The organism is Pseudophaeobacter sp. A-200-2 (assembly GCF_041008815.1).
Taxonomy (GTDB): domain Bacteria; phylum Pseudomonadota; class Alphaproteobacteria; order Rhodobacterales; family Rhodobacteraceae; genus Phycobacter; species Phycobacter gallaeciensis_A.
This window is the reverse complement of the sequence record NZ_JAXGFU010000010.1, coordinates 103,560-123,513: the sequence shown is the minus strand read 5'-3', so window position 1 is coordinate 123,513 and position 19,954 is coordinate 103,560. Positions and strand designations below refer to the sequence as shown.

The 19,954-nt window shown below is 62.4% G+C and carries 19 protein-coding genes; 4 read left to right on the top strand and 15 right to left on the bottom strand.

The features are described from left to right. The first annotated feature begins 26 nt into the window (after positions 1-26). From SM766_RS16100 to SM766_RS16090, 3 genes are all read left to right on the top strand, one after another. Entirely contained in the window at positions 27-1,202 is a 1,176-nt protein-coding gene (locus SM766_RS16100; RefSeq protein WP_368948438.1) for an MFS transporter, read from the top strand. Between the two features lie 95 nt (positions 1,203-1,297). Continuing rightward, positions 1,298-2,320 carry an aspartate-semialdehyde dehydrogenase gene (locus SM766_RS16095; protein WP_274830360.1) on the top strand — a complete coding sequence of 341 codons (1,023 nt, stop codon included), beginning with the start codon at positions 1,298-1,300 and terminating at the stop codon, positions 2,318-2,320. Positions 2,321-2,463: 143 nt separating this feature from the next. After that, complete coding sequence (locus tag SM766_RS16090; protein ID WP_065271620.1) at positions 2,464-2,823, top strand: aspartate-semialdehyde dehydrogenase; 360 nt, start codon at positions 2,464-2,466, stop codon at positions 2,821-2,823. A 677-nt stretch (positions 2,824-3,500) separates the two neighbouring features. Here SM766_RS16090 and SM766_RS16085 read toward each other — a convergent pair. The 13 genes from SM766_RS16085 to SM766_RS16025 form a co-directional block, all read right to left on the bottom strand. Beyond that, on the bottom strand, positions 3,501-4,571 hold the full coding sequence (locus SM766_RS16085) for a branched-chain amino acid ABC transporter permease (RefSeq protein ID WP_065271619.1): 1,071 nt from the start codon (positions 4,569-4,571) through the stop codon (positions 3,501-3,503). Further along, positions 4,568-5,599 (bottom strand): branched-chain amino acid ABC transporter permease, encoded by a 1,032-nt coding sequence (locus SM766_RS16080; RefSeq protein ID WP_368948437.1) that lies wholly within the window; start codon positions 5,597-5,599, stop codon positions 4,568-4,570. The genes SM766_RS16085 and SM766_RS16080 overlap by 4 nt, the downstream gene beginning before the upstream one ends. A gap of 58 nt (positions 5,600-5,657) precedes the next feature. After that, positions 5,658-6,380 (bottom strand): ABC transporter ATP-binding protein, encoded by a 723-nt coding sequence (locus SM766_RS16075; RefSeq protein WP_368948436.1) that lies wholly within the window; start codon positions 6,378-6,380, stop codon positions 5,658-5,660. Next, complete coding sequence (locus SM766_RS16070; protein ID WP_065271616.1) at positions 6,373-7,152, bottom strand: ABC transporter ATP-binding protein; 780 nt, start codon at positions 7,150-7,152, stop codon at positions 6,373-6,375. The genes SM766_RS16075 and SM766_RS16070 overlap by 8 nt, the downstream gene beginning before the upstream one ends. A 134-nt stretch (positions 7,153-7,286) precedes the next feature. Then, positions 7,287-8,462, bottom strand: coding sequence for a substrate-binding domain-containing protein (locus SM766_RS16065; protein ID WP_274833292.1), 1,176 nt, complete (start codon positions 8,460-8,462; stop codon positions 7,287-7,289). Between the two features lie 209 nt (positions 8,463-8,671). Beyond that, positions 8,672-9,442 (bottom strand): HpcH/HpaI aldolase family protein, encoded by a 771-nt coding sequence (locus SM766_RS16060; protein ID WP_065271614.1) that lies wholly within the window; start codon positions 9,440-9,442, stop codon positions 8,672-8,674. A 42-nt stretch (positions 9,443-9,484) separates the two neighbouring features. Beyond that, positions 9,485-10,285 (bottom strand): 2-oxo-hept-4-ene-1,7-dioate hydratase, encoded by an 801-nt coding sequence (hpaH, locus tag SM766_RS16055; protein ID WP_368948434.1) that lies wholly within the window; start codon positions 10,283-10,285, stop codon positions 9,485-9,487. Further along, entirely contained in the window at positions 10,282-11,139 is an 858-nt protein-coding gene (locus tag SM766_RS16050; RefSeq protein WP_368948433.1) for a fumarylacetoacetate hydrolase family protein, read from the bottom strand. Before SM766_RS16050 ends, hpaH begins: the two co-directional genes overlap by 4 nt. Continuing rightward, positions 11,139-12,563, bottom strand: a complete 1,425-nt coding sequence (locus SM766_RS16045) for a pyridoxal phosphate-dependent decarboxylase family protein (protein ID WP_368948432.1) — start codon at positions 12,561-12,563, stop codon at positions 11,139-11,141. The genes SM766_RS16050 and SM766_RS16045 overlap by 1 nt, the downstream gene beginning before the upstream one ends. A gap of 104 nt (positions 12,564-12,667) precedes the next feature. Continuing rightward, the gene (gene hpaD, locus SM766_RS16040) at positions 12,668-13,648 is read right to left on the bottom strand and encodes a 3,4-dihydroxyphenylacetate 2,3-dioxygenase (protein WP_368948431.1); all 981 of its coding nucleotides are present in this window, start codon (positions 13,646-13,648) and stop codon (positions 12,668-12,670) included. A gap of 25 nt (positions 13,649-13,673) precedes the next feature. Then, entirely contained in the window at positions 13,674-14,525 is an 852-nt protein-coding gene (gene hpaD, locus SM766_RS16035) for a 3,4-dihydroxyphenylacetate 2,3-dioxygenase (RefSeq protein ID WP_368948430.1), read from the bottom strand. Between the two features lie 42 nt (positions 14,526-14,567). Further along, complete coding sequence (gene hpaE / locus SM766_RS16030) at positions 14,568-16,076, bottom strand: 5-carboxymethyl-2-hydroxymuconate semialdehyde dehydrogenase (protein ID WP_368948429.1); 1,509 nt, start codon at positions 16,074-16,076, stop codon at positions 14,568-14,570. After that, positions 16,076-16,468 carry a 5-carboxymethyl-2-hydroxymuconate isomerase gene (locus SM766_RS16025; RefSeq protein WP_274835542.1) on the bottom strand — a complete coding sequence of 131 codons (393 nt, stop codon included), beginning with the start codon at positions 16,466-16,468 and terminating at the stop codon, positions 16,076-16,078. Before SM766_RS16025 ends, hpaE begins: the two co-directional genes overlap by 1 nt. 119 nt (positions 16,469-16,587) lie before the next feature. Between SM766_RS16025 and hpaR the strand changes: the two genes are divergently transcribed. Beyond that, on the top strand, positions 16,588-17,022 hold the full coding sequence (hpaR, locus tag SM766_RS16020; protein ID WP_065271606.1) for a homoprotocatechuate degradation operon regulator HpaR: 435 nt from the start codon (positions 16,588-16,590) through the stop codon (positions 17,020-17,022). A 27-nt stretch (positions 17,023-17,049) separates the two neighbouring features. On the opposite strand, the gene SM766_RS16015 is transcribed toward hpaR, so the two are convergent. Further along, the gene (locus tag SM766_RS16015; RefSeq protein ID WP_368948428.1) at positions 17,050-18,306 is read right to left on the bottom strand and encodes a glycerate kinase type-2 family protein; all 1,257 of its coding nucleotides are present in this window, start codon (positions 18,304-18,306) and stop codon (positions 17,050-17,052) included. Between the two features lie 93 nt (positions 18,307-18,399). Beyond that, positions 18,400-19,950 (bottom strand): sulfatase-like hydrolase/transferase, encoded by a 1,551-nt coding sequence (locus tag SM766_RS16010; RefSeq protein ID WP_368948427.1) that lies wholly within the window; start codon positions 19,948-19,950, stop codon positions 18,400-18,402. Positions 19,951-19,954: the final 4 nt, after the last annotated feature.

Sequence of the window (19,954 nt, the reverse complement as noted above, 5' to 3'; positions counted from 1 at the left end):
GCAACAGAAGCATCGGGGGGATATGAATGCAGGCGGGATTGATTCTGCTGTGCCTGGCATATGTGCTGAGCCAGTTTTTCCGAGCTTTTCTGGCGGTTCTCACAGGGGTACTGGGCACTGATCTTGGGGTGAAGCCGGACGATCTCGCCTCTGCGTCGGGGATGTGGTTCCTGGCCTTTGCGGCGATGCAGTTGCCCGTCGGCTGGGCGCTGGACCATATCGGCCCCAGACGTAGCGCAGCGGTTTTGCTGTTGCTGGGTGGTGGGGGCGGCGCGCTTGTGTTCGCCCTGGCAAGCGGGCCGTTTCACATTGCGGTCGCGATGTTCCTGATCGGGATCGGCTGTTCGCCAGTTCTGATGGCCTCCTATTTCATCTTTGCACAGACCTATCCGCCGGTGCGGTTTGCGACTCTGGCGGCGCTGATGCTTGGGGTTGGATCAGTTGGCAATCTGGTGGCCTCTTATCCCACGGCGCTGGCAGTAGAGCTGGTCGGCTGGCGCGCGACGCTGGTCGGGCTGGCCGCCGTTTCCGCCAGCGTGGCAGCGGGGATCTGGCTGACGGTCAAGGACCCGCCAAAGAGCCATACAGAGGTCAAAGGCTCCGTTCTCGACCTTTTGAAAATGCCGGTGCTCTGGGCGATTTTTCCCATCATGCTGGTCAGTTACGCACCGGTCGCTGCGATCCGGGGATTGTGGATCGGTCCCTATTTTTCCGATGTCTACGGGATGGAGACCGGTCAGATCGGGCTGATCACCCTGATCATGGGTGTGGCGATGATCCTCGGCACCTTTGTCTACGGGCCATTGGACCGGATGCTGAGCACGCGCAAATGGGTGATCTGGGGCGGCAGCATGGCGGTGGTTCTTGGCCTTGTGGCCCTGATTGTGCTGACCGGCGCGCCGGTCTGGGTGCCAGTCGCACTGATGGCGGGGATCGGCTTCTTCGGCGCCTCCTTCCCGGTGGTGATCGCCCATGGCCGGGCCTTCGTGCCTGCGCATCTGGTGGGGCGCGGTGTCACGCTCTTGAACTTTTTCGGCATCGGTGGCGTTGGGCTGATGCAATTTGCCAGCGGCCGCATTCACGCAGAGATGGCGCAAGGGAGCGATCCTGCTGCGCCGTACATTGCCCTGTTTGGGTTTTTCGCGGCCTCCCTGCTCCTTGGCTGTGTGATCTATCTGTTCAGCCGTGATAGCCTGGATTGATGGTGATGGTGTGATGGTGGCCCTTTAAATTCTGGCGCAATCCCTATATGACACCGCAGCCGGCCACGAGGCCGGGCAAAACTGGAGAAACTAATATGGGTTATCGCGTCGTTATCGCGGGCGCCACGGGTAACGTGGGCCGCGAAATGCTGAACATTCTGGCCGAGCGCCAGTTTCCGGTGGATGAGGTTGCCGTTCTGGCAAGCCGCAAATCCCTGGGAACCGAAGTGACATTTGGCGACAAGACCCTCACTACCCAGGATCTGGACACCTTCGATTTCACCGGCTGGGACATGGCGCTGTTCGCCATCGGCTCGGACGCGACCAAGAAGTATGCGCCCAAGGCGGCGGCTTCCGGTTGCGTGGTGATCGATAACTCCTCGTTGTACCGTTACGATCCGGACATCCCGCTGATCGTGCCCGAGGTGAATCCCGAGGCGGTGCACGGCTATTCCAAGAAAAACATCATCGCCAACCCGAACTGTTCGACCGCGCAGATGGTCGTCGCACTGAAGCCGCTGCACGACCGCGCCAAGATCAAGCGCGTGATCGTCAGCACCTATCAGTCGGTGTCCGGTTCGGGCAAGGAAGCGATTGATGAGCTGTGGGACCAGACCAAGGCCGTCTACAATCCGACTCAGGATGTGCCGCCCAAGGTCTACCCCAAGCAGATCGCTTTTAACGTCATTCCGCATATCGACGTCTTCATGGAAGACGGGTCGACCAAGGAAGAATGGAAGATGGTCGCCGAGACCAAGAAGATCGTCGATCCCGCCATCAAGGTCACCGCGACCTGTGTGCGCGTGCCGGTCTTTGTTGGGCACTCCGAAGCGCTGAACGTCGAGTTCGAAGACCATCTGGACGAAGACGAAGCGCGCGACATCCTGCGCGAAGCGCCGGGCATCATGGTGATCGACAAGCGCGAAGACGGTGGCTACGTGACCCCGGTCGAATGTGTTGGCGACTATGCCACCTTCATCAGCCGGATCCGTCAGGACAGCACCATCGACAATGGTCTGAACCTGTGGTGCGTCAGTGACAACCTGCGCAAAGGCGCAGCGCTGAACGCGGTGCAGATTGCCGAACTCCTGGGCCGTGAGGTTCTGAAAAAGGGCTGAGTTGCAGCGCAACTTGCTCTAAAAACCAAATAAAACTGGGGCCATTTCGCAAGAAGTGGCCCCATTTGCATCCGGCAGCCGCCCCATTGTGGTCACAAACAAGACCATGCTGGTAAGGGCCAGAGAAAACGAGGAACGCTGCCATGTACTCCCATGATTTTGAACGTGAAACCGTGACGACCGGCGATGCAGCCATGGCCCAGACTGCCTGGTCCAGCGCCTGCGATCAAAGCCGCCTGGACACCGAGATGATGATCCAGCTGCGTATATCGCTGTGTCCGATTTTCGATGATGCGACCAGCTGGTCCGAGCTGCGCAGCGCCCTGCAGGCCAAGGGATTCTACATGAAGCGTGCCAAAGGCCACATGCATCTTTATGATGGTCACAGCCACGTGCAGATCTGCACCTGCAGCTTCCTCGGCTACCCTGTCGAAGAGCTGGAGCAGCGTTTCAAGAAAACCGCCCCGACCCGCGCAGTGCGCAAACTGCCGGTGCGCAACTAGCGCATTCTGAGCGGCGCCGAGAGAGAGCGGCTGTCCGGAGGGGGTGCTTCCTGTGGTGGCTGTGGTGAGAGGCGGATCGGCCCGCAACGTATCAGCCCCCAGCGCGTTGCCGCGTACCAGCAGCAATATCTATCCTTTTGGCTAGGTTAACGCAAAAATGGCCCGGCTGTTTGCCCCTTCGGGCAGATAGGCGCAGCCTCCGAAATACGGTAAAGTTTACTTATTCCCGCGGGGTCTTGAGATCCTGCACTGTCCCTGACGTCGCTGACAACCAGTCCCGTCCGGCCCGCCATCCTGCCCCCCCCTTTGGCAGTGGTCGGACATTGCATCCCTACCTTGGGATTGGTGGTTGGCGGCGTTGACGGTGCCGGGCTGATATTTGTGTAGTTTTGAACAGGGTGCCGCTCTCTCTCGGCGCCCTGTTTGGCTGTCTAGCCCCGAATGTCTCGATAGCGGTGCCTGAGGTCAGGTGGGCTCCCGCCCACCATTGCCGGATCGAAGATCCGTCTCTGTTGGTTGGGTCTGGCGCCGCTTGCGCGGCGCAGGGATTTGCTGAGAGGCGCCTTGAGGGGCAATTCTGCCTCTCAAGGCGCCAGATCGATTATTGGGTATGTATCCGCGTCAAGGGTGAACCGCACCTGTGGTGCGGCGGCTGCGCCGCCCTTGACCCGGGGACCCTATCCGCTGTTGCGCAGGCGGCCTACGATACCGGTCGGGAAGAAATAGACGCTGAGGATGAACAGGACGCCCAGCCACAACAGCCAGCGGTCCGCATTAAGCAGGTCCGGTAGCAGAGGCAGGGCGCTGGTCAGCTCGGACGCGGCGCCCATCAGGTTTTGCAGATAGTTCTGCGCCAGCACGAAGAGCGTTGCGCCAACGACTGCGCCATACATGGTTCCCATGCCGCCGATCACTACCATCAGCAGGATATCGATCATGATCTCCATCGACAGTGAGGTGTCCGGCCCAACGTAGCGCAGCCAGACGGCGTAGAGCGCGCCAGCGAGGGCAGCTGCCGCTGCCGAGAGGCAGGTGGCCGCTACCCGGTAGTAAACCACCTTGTAGCCGATTGCCTCGGCCCGGAAATCGTTTTCGCGGATTGCCTGCAGGACACGGCCAAAGGGCGAGTTCACCACCCGCAGCAGCCCGAGGAACAGCACCAGCGCGCCAATGAAAACGAAGTAATAGGCCAGGAGCTTGCCGTTCAGTTTCACCCCGAACAGCTGGCCGTCAAAGGCTTCCTTGCCGAATTTGAAGGCCGGGCCAAGTTCGCGCGGGGTCTTGAAGGTCAGACCGTCCTCGCCGCCGGTCAGGCCCGAGAGCTGGCTGACCAGCACCGCGACAGCCGAAGCCACCGCCAGCGTGATCATGGCAAAGAAGATCGCCCGCACCCGCAGGGAGAACAGGCCGATCACCAGCGCCAGAAGCGCTGCAACGCCTGCTCCGGCGATGGCGCCGATGGCGATGGAGTCAAAGCCGCGCCCGAGATGGGTCGAGGCCAGCGCTACCCCGTAGGCGCCGATACCAAAGAACATCGTATGGGCGAAGCTGACGATACCGCCATAGCCAAGCAGCAGATCATAGCTGGCGACCAGCACGATGAAGATGCAGATGCGTGCTGCCGTATCCACCGTGCGCACGCCGGGAAAGAGGAAGGGCGCCAGCGCCAGGCAGACAAGGATCACACCAAGAATCAGCGCCAGCGGCACGGAGCGGGGCATATCGCCCGAAAGAAGGGTACGTATCATTTTGCTTTTACCACCGGGATCATGCCCATCGGGCGCCACATCAGGATGGTGACCATCAGGGCGATATTGGAAATCAGCGCCGCCTTGGGTTCGATGAAGGCGATGTAATTCTGCAAAAGCCCGACCAGCAGGGCGCCGATGAAACAGCCCTCGACCGAGCCAAGCCCGCCGATGATCACCACGATGAAGATCAGGATCATCGCCTGATTACCCATATGGGCGGTGACGACCTCCTGGTAGAGGCCCCACATCACGCCGCCCAGACCCGCGAGCGCGGACCCGGCGATGAAGACACCGACGAACACCAGCCGCAGCCGATAGCCGAGCGCCTGTACCATCTCACCGTTCTCAACCCCGGCCCGCACGATCAGGCCGATCTTTGTCCGTCGCAGCACCCAGCGCATCGCGAGGAACACCGCAAGGCCGACGCCAACTGCCACCAGACGGTATTTCTCGATCGCGGCCCCGGCAAAGGTGATGGCACCTTTCAGTGCTTCGGGACGCAGGATGTAGATTTCCTCGGGGCCCCAGAGCACGACGATCAGCTGTTCCACCACGATCAGCCCGCCCATGGTCACCAGGATCTGCTTCAGGTGGTGGCCATAGACCGGCTCCACGATCACCTTTTCAAAGGCCCAGCCCATGAGACCGGTGGCAATCATCGCCCCCAGCACCGCCACCAGCAGCGCCGCAAGGTTCAGGAGCAGCGAGGGCGCCTCGGTCATGTGCCCAAGGAGCAGCAGCACCGAAATGCCGACAAAGGCTCCGACCGAGACAAAGGCGCCGTGACCGAAATTGATCACATCCATCAGGCCAAAGACCAGCGTCAGTCCCGAGGCCATGATGAAGATCATCATCCCCATTGCAAGGCCCGACACCGTCAGTGTCAGCCAGCTTGAGGGGTTCTGGATGGCGAGGAACCCAGCGATGGCGATCAGCGGCACCAGCAGCACCGGCATATGCGGTGCGATACGGTCGCGCAGTGAAACGTCGGCCATCTTGGGGGCGTGTTCAGGTGCGGCGCTCATGGCTGGCCTCCCAATAGGTTTATCTGCTGTTCAGGGCGAATTGGCGTCAGGACAGTCATCAATGTGCCTCCAGACTGAGGCCCATCAGGCGTTCCTGCAGGGCCGCATCGGTTGCCAGCTCCTGCATTTCGCCGGACCAGGTCATCCGCCCGTCGTCCATCACATTGGCACTGTCTCCCAGCGCCTTGGCGACGGCAAAGTTCTGTTCCACCAGCAGCACCGAGGAGCCTTGATCCTTCAGGTCCTTCAGGGCGCGCGCCATGGTCGAGATGATGGCGGGCGCCAGACCCTTGGTCGGCTCGTCGATGAGGTAAAGCTTGCGTTCCTCGACCATGGCGCGGGCAATCGACAGCATCTGTTTCTGCCCGCCCGACAGGTTTCCGGCCTCGGATTTCCAGAAGGTCTTGAGCGGCGGGAAGGCGGCAAAGATCCAGTCGAGCCGGGCCGAGTTGATCGGACCGGAGACGGCGGCCAGCACCATGTTTTCCTCGACCGTGAGATCGGCGAAGATGCCCATGTCCTCGGGCACGAAGCCCAGTCCCATGCGGGCAATCGCCGGGGTGGGCAGTTTGGTGATGTCCTCGCCATCGAACAGGATGCGGCCCTGATGGGCGCGCCAGTGGCCGATCACGGTGCGCAGGGTGGTGGTCTTACCGACGCCGTTGCGGCCCAGAAGCATGGTCACGGCCGCGCGCGGCACCTGCAGATCCACCCCTTGCAGGATGTGATATTGCGCGATGTTGGTATAGACGCCTTCGAGTTGCAGGATCGGATCAGACATCGGCCAGTACTCCTTCGAGACCGCGGCCCATATAGGCCTCCTGCACCACATCCGAGGCCATGACCTCGGCCGGGGGACCATCAGCGGCGAGGGCGCCGTTGTGCAGCACGATGATGCGGTCGGCGAGGGTGCGGATCACGTCCATCTTATGCTCCACCAGAAGGATCGTGCGGTTCCTCTGGTCTTTCAGTTCCTCGATCAGGTCCAGCACCACCGGAGCCTCATCAACGCTCATCCCTGCGGTGGGTTCATCGAACATATAGACAGCGGGATCGAGCGCGATCAGCAGGGCGACTTCGAGTTTACGCTGATTGCCGTGGGACAGCTCTGACACCACCTGTTCGCGCTGCTCCAGCAGGCGCACGCGCTGCAGGATCGCCTCGGCCTCGGCGGTCAGATCGCCGTGGCGCGAGACCATGGACCAGAGGTTGAAGCTGCGCCCCGATTTGGCTTGCACCACCAGACGCACGTTTTCCAGAACCGACAGGTTGGGAAACAGGTTGGTCAGCTGAAAGGCCCGGCCGATCCCGGCGCGGGTGCGGGCAGAGACCGACTGGCCGCTGATATCGCGGTCATGCAGGAAGACGCGCCCGGCGCTGGCAGGGATCTGGCCTGAAATCAGGTTGAAATAGGTCGTCTTGCCCGCGCCGTTGGGGCCGACAATCGCAGTCAGCTGACCGGGATGAAAATCGCAGGTCACCGCGTCGACAGCCACGTGGCCGCCAAATCGGACCGTCAGATCACGGGTACTCAATATGGGAGAGGAAGTCATGTCAGTCTCTGGTCTGCCCGCGCCGGGGTGCCTGAAACAACGGGCCCCGGGACTGCGGAAATGGGCCATGCGATGGCCAGGCCGGACAAAGGGCGGTCCGGGGCATGGCGCCCCGGACCGCTGGTTCTGAAGGGTTACTGGTTGCGGATTGGGATCGGCAGCTCGTCGATGCTCAGCTCGCGCACCAGTTCCGGGACCGCCCATTCAACGCCGTCTTCGACCTTGATCTTGAAGTGATACATGGGCTGCAGAGCCTGGTGATCTTCGGCGCGGAACATCATGGTGCCCTTGGGGGTTTCCCATTCCATGCCTTCCATCGCGGTGATCAGCTCTTCGGTGTCGGTCGAACCGGCCTTCTTGATGGCCTCGACCGCGGCGATACCGGCGGTCATGCCACCTGCGGTGAAGAAATCCGGCGGCGCGCCAAAGCGGGCTTCGTGCTCTTTCACCAGCCAGTCGTTCACCGGGTTCTGCGGGATTTCATAGTAGTAGTAGGTGGCGCCTTCCATGCCGGGGAATTCCTTGTAGGCCTTCATCGCCGCCAGAATGTTGCCGCCCGTTGCCATTTCAATGCCGAACCGGCTGGGGTCCATGGCGTTGATCTTGCTCATCGGGTTGCCGCCACCGGCCCAGATCACGAACAGCTTCTTCTTGCCGTCCAGATCCTTCATCGCGTTGAAGATCCGCTCGGCGGCTGCAGTGAAGTCGGTGGTGTCGGTGGGCACGTATTCTTCGTGCGCAACGTCGCTGCCGACGCTTTCCAGCGCTTCCTTGAAAGCGGCGATGCCATCGCGGCCAAAGGCATAGTCCTGCGCCAGCGTGGCGATATGGGTGTCTTCACCGGCCAGTGCGATGGCGTTGGAGACCGCGTCCTGCGACGAGTTACGCCCGGTGCGGAAGATATAGCGGTTCCAGTTGGCGCCAGTGATGCTGTCGGCCACGGCGGGTTCCACGATCAACAGCTTTTCGTATTCCTCGGCAACCGGCAGCATGGCCAATGCCACGCCCGAGCTGACCGGACCGATGGCCAGATCGACTTCGTCATCGCCATAGGCCTCTTCCAGGAGGGCCTTGCCGTTTTCCGGCTTCAGCTGGGTGTCCTTTTCGATCACGACGATCTTTTCGCCGTTGATCTCCATGGTGCCGCCGGTGGCGTATTCCAGCCCCAGCATCAGCCCGTCATGGGACTGTTTGGCGTAGGCCTCATAAGGGCCGGTTTTGCCGTAGATATGGGCGATCTTGATGTCTGCTGCTGCGGCCGAAGCCAAGGCAAGCGCCGACACCATACCCGCAAGAATAGCGCGTTTCATAGTTGTCCTCCCTGATGTCGCGCCGGTCTCTTTCGGGGTGCTCCCTTGGTCCTGGCGCGCTCTCGCTCCTGTGATTGCAGGCTACTGGCGGAAGGTAAAACCGGTCAATTGCAGGGAAATACGTAGCAGGCCCGCAGCGGGGAAACCACTGCGGGCCTGCGAATGAAGAACCTCTGCGCCAATGGGGCTGACAGGGAGGCAATTGAGGCTTAGCGCGCCTTCCAGTCGGCGGCCAGCTTGCGGGCGTTCTGGGCCAGGATCAACACATCCAGACCCACCGCAAGGAACTGTGCGCCCATATCGAAATAGGCCTGTGTCGCCTCTTCGGTGACGCCAAGGATGCCGGGCGCCTTGCCTGCAGCGCGGATATGTTCCAGCGCGCCCGCGATCACCGCGCGCACTTCGGGGTGGGCGGCATTGCCCTGGTGGCCCATGTCGGTCGACAGATCTGCCGGACCGATAAAGACACCGTCGATACCTTCGACTTGCAGGATGTCATCCAGCGCGGCAATCCCGGCGCGGTTTTCCACCTGCACCAGCAGGCAGATCTCCTGATCTGCGGTCTGGATATACTCGCTGACCGACCCAAAACGGCTGGCCCGTGCCCCCGCCGCGCCGACACCGCGTGTGCCATGGGGCGGGTACTTGCAAGCGCGCACCAATTCCTCGGCCTGTTCGGCGCTTTCGACGATGGGCACCAGAACGGTTTGGGCGCCCGCATCCAACACCTGTTTGATGATCCAGGTCTCGCCAATCGGGACGCGCACCACCGGATGGCTGTCTGAGGCTTCAAGCGCCATCAGCTGATCACGGATCGAGCGGATGTCGTTGGGCGCGTGTTCGCCATCCACCACCAGCCAGTCAAAGCCGCAGGTGCCCATGATCTCGGCCACGGAGGGTTCGGCAAAGCTCATCCAGCAGCCGATCTGGCGTTTGCCCTCGGCGAGGGCCTGTTTGAAGCTGTTCTTGGGTGCGGGCATGGAAAACCTCTTTGGTCAAATTGGGGCGGTCAGGTAAGGCGGTCAGGCGAATGAAATGGCGACTTGGCCAAAGGGGCCAAAATCGGCGGTGATCTCGCTGCCCGGCGGGCATTCGATGGGCCGGATGAACGACCCCGAGAGGACGATATCCCCGGCTTCGATCTGTTGTCCATATTCCGCCATGCGGCGCGCCAGCCACAGGACCGAGGTGACGGGATCGTTCAGCACGCCGGCGCCCAGACCTGTCTCCTCGACCGTGCCGTTGCGGGTGGCGATAGCACCGACCCAGCGCAGATCATGCGCGTCGATGGCGTGGCGCTGGTTGCCCATTACGACGCCCGCATTGGCGGCATTGTCGCTGATGGTGTCGGTGATGATGCGGGCGTGCCCGGTGGCGGGATCGGCGCGCAGGATGCGCGTGTCGAGGATCTCCAGCGAGGGCGCCACATAGTCCGTTGCAGCAATCACGTCCTCGCGGGTGCAGTCGGCGCCCGCCAATGGTTCCTTCATCACAAAGGCGATCTCGGCCTCGACGCGGGGCTGGATGAACCGTCCGGCGGGAACGGTGCTGCCTGTCTCAAAGGCCATGTCATCCAGCAGTACGCCGCTGTCGGGGGTGGTGATGTTCAGCGCCTGCTGCATGGCGCGGCTGGTGAGGCCGATCTTCCAGCCGATTTTCCTGCGCCCCTGCGCCAGCTTTTGCGCCACCAGCGCCTTTTGCACGGCGTAGGCATCTTCCAGCGTCATGCCGGGATAGGCGAGGGACAAGAGCCCGCATTGCTGGCCACTCTCCTCAGCCTTCAGCAGGGTTGCGGCGGCCTCTGCGTGCTGGTCGGGGGTCATGCTTCGTCCTCTACCGTGTTGGTGAGCGTGCCGATGCCTTCGGCCTCGACCCTGATCTCATCGCCGGGTTTGAGGAACCGGGGCGGATCGTACCGCGCGCCCGCGCCGGTGGGGGTGCCGGTCACGATCACATCGCCGGGCACCAGCGTGGTGAAGGTGGAGATATATTCGATCTGGCGGCGGATCGGGAACAGCATCCGGCTGGTGCGGTCATCCTGGCGCAACTCCCCATTCACATGGGTGGTGAGACGTACATCATCCAGTTGCGCGGCCGAGGTAAAGGGCACCAACCACGGCCCCATGGCGCCGGAATTGTCCCAGTTCTTGCCTTGGGTCACGTTGAATTTCGCATGGCGCACCCAGTCGCGCAGGGTGCCCTCGTTGCAAAGGGTTACGGCGGCGATGTGGTCATAGGCATCCTCGGCCTTGATGCGGCGGCCACCCTTGCCGATGACAATCGCGATCTCGCCTTCATAGTCCAGCTGCGGCGTCTCCGGCGGACGGATCAGCGGCTGGCCTTGCCCGCTGAAAGAGCGCGGGAAGCGGATGAACAGCGACATGTTGGGCGGCGCTTCCTGGCCGTCCTTGTATTCGGCATTGCGGTCAGGGAAGTTCACCCCGACGCAAATGATTTTCTCCGGGTTGGGCACGGGGATCTGGTAGGTGAATGTGCCATTCGAGTGGGTCACCGGGTGACCTTTGGCAGCCACTGCCAGATCATGCAGCCCATCGGCAGCGATCACATCGCGCAGGGTCGGCCAATGGGGAAAGCCGGGCGACAGGGCGGCCATGCCCTCGTCCGTGACGGCGCCGTAATAAGTCTCGCCATTGGCGCTATAGGTGGCAAATCGCATCAATCGGCTCCTTCTGTCAGGCTGGCGGCGATCTCGGTGATGACATCATGGGCCATCATCACGTCACCTTCCGTGGTTTCAAACTGACCCGCCTGGAAGCGGATCACCAGATCACCGTCGACGCGGGTCTGCGTCAGGTAAATCCGCCCGTCATCATTGATGGCGTTGACCAGCGCGAGGTTCAGCGCATCCAGATCCGTGGCGCCTTTGGGCGCATAGCGGAAGGTCCAGAGCGACCACATGGGCGGGGTCACGATCTCGAAATCCGGGGTCGCGGCGAGCTTGTCATGCAGCTGGTTCGACCAGTTGACGTGGTTGCGCAGGCGGTTGCGCAGCCCTTCCAACCCATAGGTGCGGATCAGGAACCAGATCTTCAGCGCCCGGAAGCGGCGGCCGAGTGGAACTGACCATTCGGAATAGTTGATGATGCCGTCCTTGCCGTGGGTCTTCAGATACTCGGGGCTGATTGCCAGCGTCTGCACCAGATCGTCGGGGTTCTTCAGGAAATGGGCCGAGCAGTCGAACTGTGCACCAAGCCATTTGTGCGGGTTGAAGACGATGCTGTCGGCGCGATCAATGCCGGGCCAGTAGTGGCGGTACTCGGGGCAGATCATCGCCGACCCGGCCCAGGCCGCATCCACATGGGTATAAAGGCCATATTTCCCGGCCACATCCATCACCTTGTCCACGGGATCGGTGGCGCCGGTGCCGGTGCTGCCGACGCAGAGGATCACCCCTGCGGGCTGCAGTCCTGCCGCGATGTCCGCCTCGATCGCCGCCTCCAGCGCCGCGGGATCCATACCGCGCCAATCACCCTTGATCGGCACCCGCACCAGGTTCTGCTGGCCGATGCCCGCGACCCAGATCGCGCGGTCGATCGAGGTATGCACCTCGGAGGAGCAATAGACGCGCAGCGGTTTCTGGTTGAACAGACCTTCTTCGTTGCCTTTCCAGTTCAGCGCCTTTTCCCGCATGGTTAGCACCGCCGCCAGGGTGGCCGAAGAGGCGCTGTCCTGAATGACGCCTTGATACGGCTCTGGCAGGTCCAGCGCCTGACGCAGCCAATCCATCATCCGGGTTTCCATCTCGGTCGCCGCCGGAGAGGTCTGCCACAGCATGCATTGCGGTGCGATGGCCGAGACCAGGAATTCCGCCAGCACCGAGGGCGCCGCGGCATTCGAGGTGAAATAGGCAAAAAAGCGCGGGTGCTGCCAATGGGTGATGCCGGGCATCACGATCTCTTCGAAGTCGGCAAAGATTTTTTCCATGCCGATCCCAGCCTCGGGCGGGTGGCTTGGCAGGGCGTTCAGAACCTCTCCAGGTTCCGTGCGGGCGCGCACGGGTTTTTCGCCCACGGTCAGGTGATAGTCCTGTGCCCAGTCGGCGACCTTGCGGCCCCAGTCTGAGAATTCATCCCATTTCATAAGTTAAGCTCCAATATACGGGCCTTGGCCCGGACCGCGCCTGACCTTCCCCCTGGGAAGGCGCCTCTCGCCTCCCCAAGGTCAGACGCTGTCCTGATGTTGTTCTACGGTGCAATGATCGGCTGCGCGGTCAGGGCGCTGGGTTGTGGCTCTACCCCTTCAAAACTTGACCCTTCCTCGAACCAGCTGCGCGGCGCTGGCGCCCCCCAAAGGGTCTGGCGCTGCGGATCCGTGAGCGACCATTTGATCGGTTCAAGGTCGGGATCGCAAGTCTGGTAATCCGAGCAATAGATCTCGATCCGGTGCCCGTCCGGGTCGCGCACATAAAGGAAAAACGCATTGGAGATCCCGTGCCGTCCGGGGCCGCGCTCGATATTGTCCACGTAACCGGTGGTCGCCATCAGATCCAACAGATCAATGATGGCCAGCGGGTTCGGCACCCAAAAGGCGGTGTGATGCAGGCGCGGGCCAAGACCATTGGTAAAGGCCACGTCATGCACGCCGCCCTTGCGGTGCATCCAGGCGGCCCAGACCTTCCCGCTGTCGTCATCTTCGGTGTATTCGGTGACGCGGAATCCGATCTCGTTATAGAAGGCGACGCTGGCGTCGACATCGGCCGAGAACATGTTGAAATGGTCGATGCGGAGCGGTTTTACCCCGTTATAGAGCCTGTATTTCTGGTGGATCGGCTCCAGCCGGTCCATCTTGACGTAGAACTCCAGCGGGATGCCCCAGGGATCGCGGGTGCGCAACGTGCGGCCCATATGCGGGCGTTCCACCCATTCGACTGGCAGCCCCTTGGCGGCAAAAAAATCGGCGGCCTTGTCGAGATCGGGCTCGTCAAACAGCTTGAACCCCAGAACCGCCACCGACGGCGCGTCCGCCTGCACCAGAACGATGCAGTGGTGGCCGCGTTCCTCCATCGCGCGCAGGTAGATGCGGGCGTCATCCTCATGCGTCACCTGAAGGCCCAGCGTGTCCACGTAAAAGGCGCGGCTGGCGGCCAGATCCGTCACCGCATATTCCACATGGCTGAGGCGGACAATGTTGAAGGGCGGATAGAGTACGGGGGCGGGAACGGGCATCTGTGCCTCCTTGTTGATCCGGCGTTCAGACCGGGAAAATCACGTTTGTCTGGCCGGTGCCGGAGCTGGGGAAATAGGGCGTCACCACCTCGCATTTGCCATCATAGGCATCCCATCCCAGCGCGCCATAGAGCATCGCCGTGTCATGCATCGAGCCTTCGCCGCAGCAGAATTGCGCATATTCGCTCAGCATTTTCAGGAAGGTCGCGTGATCGCCATTCTTCCACATCTCCAGCACATGCAGATCCATCTGGCGGTTGAACTCCGAACTGATGGTGAAGGTGCCATTGTTGGCGGCGTAGTCCTTATTGGCCCAGATCTTGTGGGACAAAGACCCGGAGGCAACCAACAGCACCTTACTGTTTGAGGCTTCAACGGCGGCGCGGATGGCTTCGCCCACGATACGGCTTTCGTCATGGCCATGTACCGTGGCCCAGGCCGCGACGGAGACGACCTTCATGTCGTGCTCGCGGCTCATGAAACGCATCGGCACCAGGGTTCCGTATTCCAGCTCCAGACTGTCCAGATGATGCGCCAGCGTATAGGCGCCCCGGTCCGAGGCTGCCTTGGCGATGGCGTCGCCCAGCTCCGGGTTGCCATCATAGCCATAAGGCAGATCCTGAATGAACTGCGGGAACTCGTTCGAGGTAAAAAGCCCCTCGAAACGTGCGTTGGCGTTGATGTGAAAGCCCGCATTGATCACCCAATGGGTGTCGCAGATCACCACCGTATCAGCGCCAAGCGCCTTGGCCCGGCGGGCGATCTCACGGTGCCCGTCGATGGCGGGCTGGCGGGTGCCTTTGATGGGGCCCTCCTGCTCGGACATGAGCATGGTGGGCACGTGGGTCATCTTGGCGGCAAGAACGATCTCTCCCATGGGTCTCCTCCCGAAAGGTTGCGCGCGTTTCCGAAAGGGTGATTAGGCGCCGAGGCGCGCGATCTTGTGCTGGCCGGTGGCGAAACCGATGTGTTTCTGCTCCATATAGAACTCAAAGCTCCAGTCGCCGCCGTCGCGGCCAATGCCCGATGCCTTGACCCCGCCAAAGGGGGTGGGCAGGTGGCGGACGTTTTCGCTGTTCACCCAGATCATCCCAGCTTCGAGCCGGTCGGTAAAACGCAGCGCGCGGGTGAGATCGTTGGTCCAGACATAGCCGGTCAGCCCGTAGGGCGTGTCATTGGCGATCTCGAGCCCCTCTTCCTCGGTGCTGAAAGGGATTGAGGTCAGCACCGGGCCAAAGATCTCCTCGCGCGCGATGCGCATCTGGTTGTCGGCGCCGGTGAACAGGGTGGGGCGCACGAAATAGCCCTCGTCACCCACCGTCTCACCACCGGCGGCGACGGTTGCGCCATCTGCGCGAGCGATGTCGAAATAGGAGGTCACCTTGTCGAAATGCTCCTTGCTGATCAGCGGGCCGATTTCGGTTGTGGGATCGAGCGGATGGCCGACCTTGATGCGATTGACGCGCTCCACCAGCTTGGCCTCGAATTCGGCGCGGATGCTGTCCTGCACCAACAGGCGCGAGGAAGAGGTGCAGCGTTCGCCGTTGATCGAATAGATCATGAAGATCACCGCATCCAGCGCGCGGTCCAGATCGGCGTCGTCAAAGACGATGACCGGGTTCTTGCCGCCCAGCTCCAGATGCACCCGCTTCAGCGTGTCGGCACCCTGTTTGGTGATGAGGCTCCCGGTGCGGCTTTCGCCAACAAAGGCGATGGCCTTGATGTCGGGATGTTCGGTCAGCCGCTTGCCCGCGTCTTCGCCATAGCCGTTGACGGTGTTGAGGACACCCGGCGGCAGGCCTGCCTCCTCGGCGATCTCGACCAGAAGGCGCGCGGTGAGCGGCGAATCCTCGGCCGGTTTGTGGACCACGGTGCAGCCCGCCGCCAAGGCAGGCGCGATCTTCCAGGTGGACAGCATGAAGGGCGTGTTCCATGGCGTGATCACCCCCACCGGGCCAATCGGCACACGGGTGGTGATATTCATCAGGGTGGGTGATTTCAGGTGCTGGCCATCGCGGGCCTGCACCACCTGATCGGCGAAATAGCGAAAGTTCTCGGCGCCGCGCAGGGCGGCCTTGGACATGAACCGCAGGGCCTGGCCGGTGTCCCAGCATTCGCAGAGCGCAATTTCCTCGGCGCGGGCCTCGATTGCATCGGCAATGCGCAAGAGGATCTTGCGCCGCTCGGTGGCGGGCGTGTCGCGCCAGGCGGGGAAAGCCGCCTTGGCAGCGGCAGCGGCTTGGTCAACGTCGGCCTCAGAGCCGCGCGCCACATCGCAGATCACGCTCTTGTCCACCGGGGAGGTCGACTGGAACACACCGCCGGATCCGGCGATATCCTGCCCGGCAATGCGGTTCTGGATGCCGGTGTCCTTGAATCGCGCCAGAAAGCCGCTGAGTTTCTCGATATTGCTGGCCAGATCGCTCATCACTGCTTTGCCTTCTTCATATGGTCGCGGATGGTGCCGCATTTGGGGGAAAGATCGGGGTCGATGTCGCGCATCTCGAACGACAGCGCGAGAGAGTGGGCCTGCATCGCGGGCTCCAGATAGTGCCGTGCAGCCTCGAAGATTTCAGCCGTGGCGCGTTTACGGGTGTCCAGATCGCGGCCGCCGCGCAGGCGGACTGCAATGTCCACATACCCGTGCTGCGGATCGCCATCGGCAATCGAGACATGGGTCGCGGCAAAGGCGCGCACCCGGATCCCGGCCAGGGGCAGCACACCGGTGTCCGCCGCCGCAAGGCGCAGCCGGTTGCACAGACCGGCAATATCCGCATAGCCTGCGACATTCGGGGAATAGTCCACCGTGATATGGGGCATTGATCCGTGCTCCTTCCTAGATCATTAACATGTGTAACAAAATCCGTGCCGGTGGTCAACTGTGCGGGATATCGTCCATTCCAATTGCGTTTTGCCTGATTTTGAGGTGATAAACGCACATGACAAAAGCACTGCCATCCACCGACCGTTCGCTGCCGATTGCCTTGTTGCGGGCGCGTGAGCGGGTCATGGGCCCGATTCGAGCGCTCCTGAGCGACGTGAACCTCACTGAACAGCAGTGGCGGGTGCTGCGCGTGGTGCAGGAAAGCGGGCCTACAGACCCGACCCAGATTTCGGAAGAGGCCTGCCTGCTGCTGCCTAGCCTGACCCGCATTCTGCAAAAGCTTGAGGAAAAACAGCTGATCAGCCGCAGCCGCGACGAGAGCGACCGGCGCCGTCAGGTGATCACGATCACCGCAGCAGGAGAGCAGATCATCGATGACAATATCGGTGCCAGCATGGAACTGGCCGCCCGGACCCGGAACAAAATGGGTGAGGAGCGTTATGAGGCACTGCTCGACTTGCTGAACGATCTGGACAAGATCGACCTCTAGGGCGTCGTTAGGCCTTTGGGCCGAGGCTTAATCGGGCAGGCGCAGGAAGACCTGGACATCGGCGACATTGGTGCCGGTGCCGCCGGTCATCAGCAATGCATCTGCGGATTTGAGCGCGGCGTAGCTGTCGTTATTGGCCAGAAGCGCCTCAGGGTCCTGCCCAGCGTCCCGGATGGCCTGCCAGGTGCCGGGGCCAACAAGGCCGCCGGCTGCATCGGTCGGTCCATCGCGCCCATCGGTGCCGCCCGAGAGGAACAGCCAGTTGCCAGTGAGCTGCGCGGCGCCCAGCTGCGCCACCCGCAGCGCGAGTTCTTGGTTGCGCCCGCCCAGGCCGTCACCGGCTAGCCGCACTGTGGTTTCCCCGCCAAAGATCAGCGCGACGGGCAGGTCAGTTGCCGCCATTTGAGCGGCCGCGATCACGGTTTCGGCGGCTTCCGCCACGTCTCCGGTGAGGTGATCGCTGACGATCTCTGCCTGACATCCCTCTGCCGCCTGTTTCATGGCAGCTAGGCTATGCCGGTTCGATCCGATCAGGATATTCTCAGCCTCCGGCAGGTTGGCAGGCGCTTCGGGAGCAGACAGATGCGCCTGTACCGCTGCAGGGCAATCCGTCCAGATGCCCGCCCGTTCCAGCACCGCGCGAGCGTCGCTCCGGGTGCCGATGGGGGAGACAGTCGGACCGGATGCAATGGCGCGCAGGTCGTCGCCAATAACATCCGACAGTAAGTAGGCCGTGACCGGGGCGGGTGCCGCATGGCGCAATAGCCCGCCGCCCTTCAGGTCTGACAGCTGCTGGCGGACCAGGTTCATCTCGTTGATCTCAAGCCCCGAGGCAAGCAGCAGACGCCCGACCTCTGCCTTGTCCGCGAGGGTCAGCCCGGGTGCAGGCGCCACCATCAGGGCGGAGCCGCCGCCCGACATGAGGGCAATCACCCGATCCTGTGGGGTGGTGCCTGCAAGAAAGTCGATCACCGCGCGGCCCGCTGTGGCGCTGGCCTCATCCGGGACGGGATGGCTGCCCGCCAGCACGCGCGCCCCGGGCAGATCGCAGATGTTTTCCGGGTTGGTCACCACAAGCGCCGCCCGGGGCTGCGGAATATGCTCCAGCGCCTCGCGCATCATCGGGATAGCGGCCTTGCCCACGGCGAGGATCAGGGTGCGCCCGCCCTCGGGGCAGGGCGGCAGCGGATGCGCGGTGATCTGACGGCGTAGGGCGAGCGCTGGATCGGCGCGTTCCACGGCGGCAGAGAACAGTTTCAGGGCGGTGTCACGGAGGTCGGTCATGGGCATCATCCCTGTCAGATCACGGCATCCGGGCGGCGCCGGGATGTTATCGCTAAATTCGCAAAATCTTCTGCCCGATAGATGCGGGCAGCGTCAACCGCCGGGGCGCTGGCGCCGGTGCGCGCGCGGTCCGTCGGTGGTGATCTCGTGCAGCGATAGCGTGTGGTCGGCGTTTCTCATCCGGTGGCGCAGCATGGTGCGGGTCAGCCGCGCCAGATCTGCCTGCAGGGCGGGATCCCCGGCGACATTTTCCATTTCCCCTGCGCCCTGGTGATCAAACAGGATGGGCGGCAGGTCGGCTGCGAACTCGACCAGGGTGAACCGCTCATCGCGCAGGATCGCGAGAGAGGCCTCCGATGGCCGGATGCCAAAGGCGCCTGCGCCGGTGGTGGCGGGGTCTGCGAAGTCCAGTTCGGAATAGGAATAGCGGCGCCAGTCCGTGGGTGCCTCACCCCGCAGCAGCGGCAACAGGGAGGTGCCGTCCATCGCATTCGGGATCTCCTGTCCGACCCAGTCCAGAATGGTGGGGGTCAGGTCGATCGACTCGGTGATCTCCTGCACTCTGCTCCCAGCGCGCGCGCCATTGCCCGGTAGGCGCACGATCAGCGGAGTCTGGTAGGCTGCGTCATAGACCGAGAACTTGCCCCAACTGTGGTGGTCGCCCAGCATCTCGCCATGATCGGCGCTTATGATGACAAGGGTGTTGTCCTCCTGGCCGCTGTCCTTCAGGAACTGCAGAACCCGTCCGATTTGGGCGTCCACCTCGCTTGCCAGCCCTAGGTAGATCGCGCGCAGTGTCTGTACCACGTCGTCATCGGTGCCCAGATCGGGAAAGCCCAGCACGGTGGAGGCGGGCGTCACCGCATCGATGGCAGGGCCGAAAAACGGATGCAAGGCGTGCTCGGCCTCTGCATCGGCCAGCCGGCTGGGCAGGGGCAGCGCGGCGGGATCGTACATATCGTTATAGGGCGCAGGCGCCACCAGCGGCGGGTGCGGACGGATATAGGTCAGATGCGCGAACCAGCTTTGATCGCCATAGGCGGGCATGGTGGCCAGAAACCGGTCGGTCAGAAAGGCAGTGTCGCTGTCTTCGGCCCGGTAGGGGGCCGGATCGTTGAGGCGGGGCGCGCCGCCAGTGGGCGAGACGGGTTTGTAGAGATCCCAGTAGTCGTCAAAGGTGTAGCCCCTGTTCATCAGGTGGGAGCGCCACGGGTAGGACATTTCGAGCCGCATCTCCAACATCTCGTGGAAATCGGCCATGTGGTATTCATAGGTCTGTACCGCCGGGTCGTTCGGGTGATGCACCCGAGGATCGCGGGAGGTGTCGGTATAGCCGAACAGCATCGGCAGATAGCCTGCCTTGCGCATTTCTCCGGCCAGCGTCGGCGCATCGTGGCGCAGCGGCGTGCCATTGCGGACCGAGCGGTGGTTCATCGCGTATTGCCCGGTAAGGATCGAGGCGCGCGAAGGGCCGCAGGGGTTCACCACTGTGTAATTGCGCTCGAAGGTGACGGCGGTTTCCATGAAGGTGCGCAGGTTCGGCAGTTCCACATGCTCGGCCAGGGCGCCGGTCAGGCAATCGGCCCGCAGCTGGTCGATGAGGATGAACAGAACATTCTTCCGGGGTTGATCCGGTTGGGCCATGGCG

Excerpts from the sequence above, each read along its gene's own strand:
- SM766_RS16100 (WP_368948438.1), top strand. The coding sequence starts at position 27 with ATGCAGGCGGGATTGATTCTGCTGTGCCTGGCATATGTGCTGAGCCAG.
- SM766_RS16095 (WP_274830360.1), top strand. The coding sequence starts at position 1,298 with ATGGGTTATCGCGTCGTTATCGCGGGCGCCACGGGTAACGTGGGCCGC.
- SM766_RS16090 (WP_065271620.1), top strand. The coding sequence starts at position 2,464 with ATGTACTCCCATGATTTTGAACGTGAAACCGTGACGACCGGCGATGCA.
- SM766_RS16085 (WP_065271619.1), bottom strand. The coding sequence starts at position 4,571 with ATGATACGTACCCTTCTTTCGGGCGATATGCCCCGCTCCGTGCCGCTG.
- SM766_RS16080 (WP_368948437.1), bottom strand. The coding sequence starts at position 5,599 with ATGAGCGCCGCACCTGAACACGCCCCCAAGATGGCCGACGTTTCACTG.
- SM766_RS16075 (WP_368948436.1), bottom strand. The coding sequence starts at position 6,380 with ATGTCTGATCCGATCCTGCAACTCGAAGGCGTCTATACCAACATCGCG.
- SM766_RS16070 (WP_065271616.1), bottom strand. The coding sequence starts at position 7,152 with ATGACTTCCTCTCCCATATTGAGTACCCGTGATCTGACGGTCCGATTT.
- SM766_RS16065 (WP_274833292.1), bottom strand. The coding sequence starts at position 8,462 with ATGAAACGCGCTATTCTTGCGGGTATGGTGTCGGCGCTTGCCTTGGCT.
- SM766_RS16060 (WP_065271614.1), bottom strand. The coding sequence starts at position 9,442 with ATGCCCGCACCCAAGAACAGCTTCAAACAGGCCCTCGCCGAGGGCAAA.
- hpaH (WP_368948434.1), bottom strand. The coding sequence starts at position 10,285 with ATGACCCCCGACCAGCACGCAGAGGCCGCCGCAACCCTGCTGAAGGCT.
- SM766_RS16050 (WP_368948433.1), bottom strand. The coding sequence starts at position 11,139 with ATGCGATTTGCCACCTATAGCGCCAATGGCGAGACTTATTACGGCGCC.
- SM766_RS16045 (WP_368948432.1), bottom strand. The coding sequence starts at position 12,563 with ATGAAATGGGATGAATTCTCAGACTGGGGCCGCAAGGTCGCCGACTGG.
- hpaD (WP_368948431.1), bottom strand. The coding sequence starts at position 13,648 with ATGCCCGTTCCCGCCCCCGTACTCTATCCGCCCTTCAACATTGTCCGC.
- hpaD (WP_368948430.1), bottom strand. The coding sequence starts at position 14,525 with ATGGGAGAGATCGTTCTTGCCGCCAAGATGACCCACGTGCCCACCATG.
- hpaE (WP_368948429.1), bottom strand. The coding sequence starts at position 16,076 with ATGAGCGATCTGGCCAGCAATATCGAGAAACTCAGCGGCTTTCTGGCG.
- SM766_RS16025 (WP_274835542.1), bottom strand. The coding sequence starts at position 16,468 with ATGCCCCATATCACGGTGGACTATTCCCCGAATGTCGCAGGCTATGCG.
- hpaR (WP_065271606.1), top strand. The coding sequence starts at position 16,588 with ATGACAAAAGCACTGCCATCCACCGACCGTTCGCTGCCGATTGCCTTG.
- SM766_RS16015 (WP_368948428.1), bottom strand. The coding sequence starts at position 18,306 with ATGACCGACCTCCGTGACACCGCCCTGAAACTGTTCTCTGCCGCCGTG.
- SM766_RS16010 (WP_368948427.1), bottom strand. The coding sequence starts at position 19,950 with ATGGCCCAACCGGATCAACCCCGGAAGAATGTTCTGTTCATCCTCATC.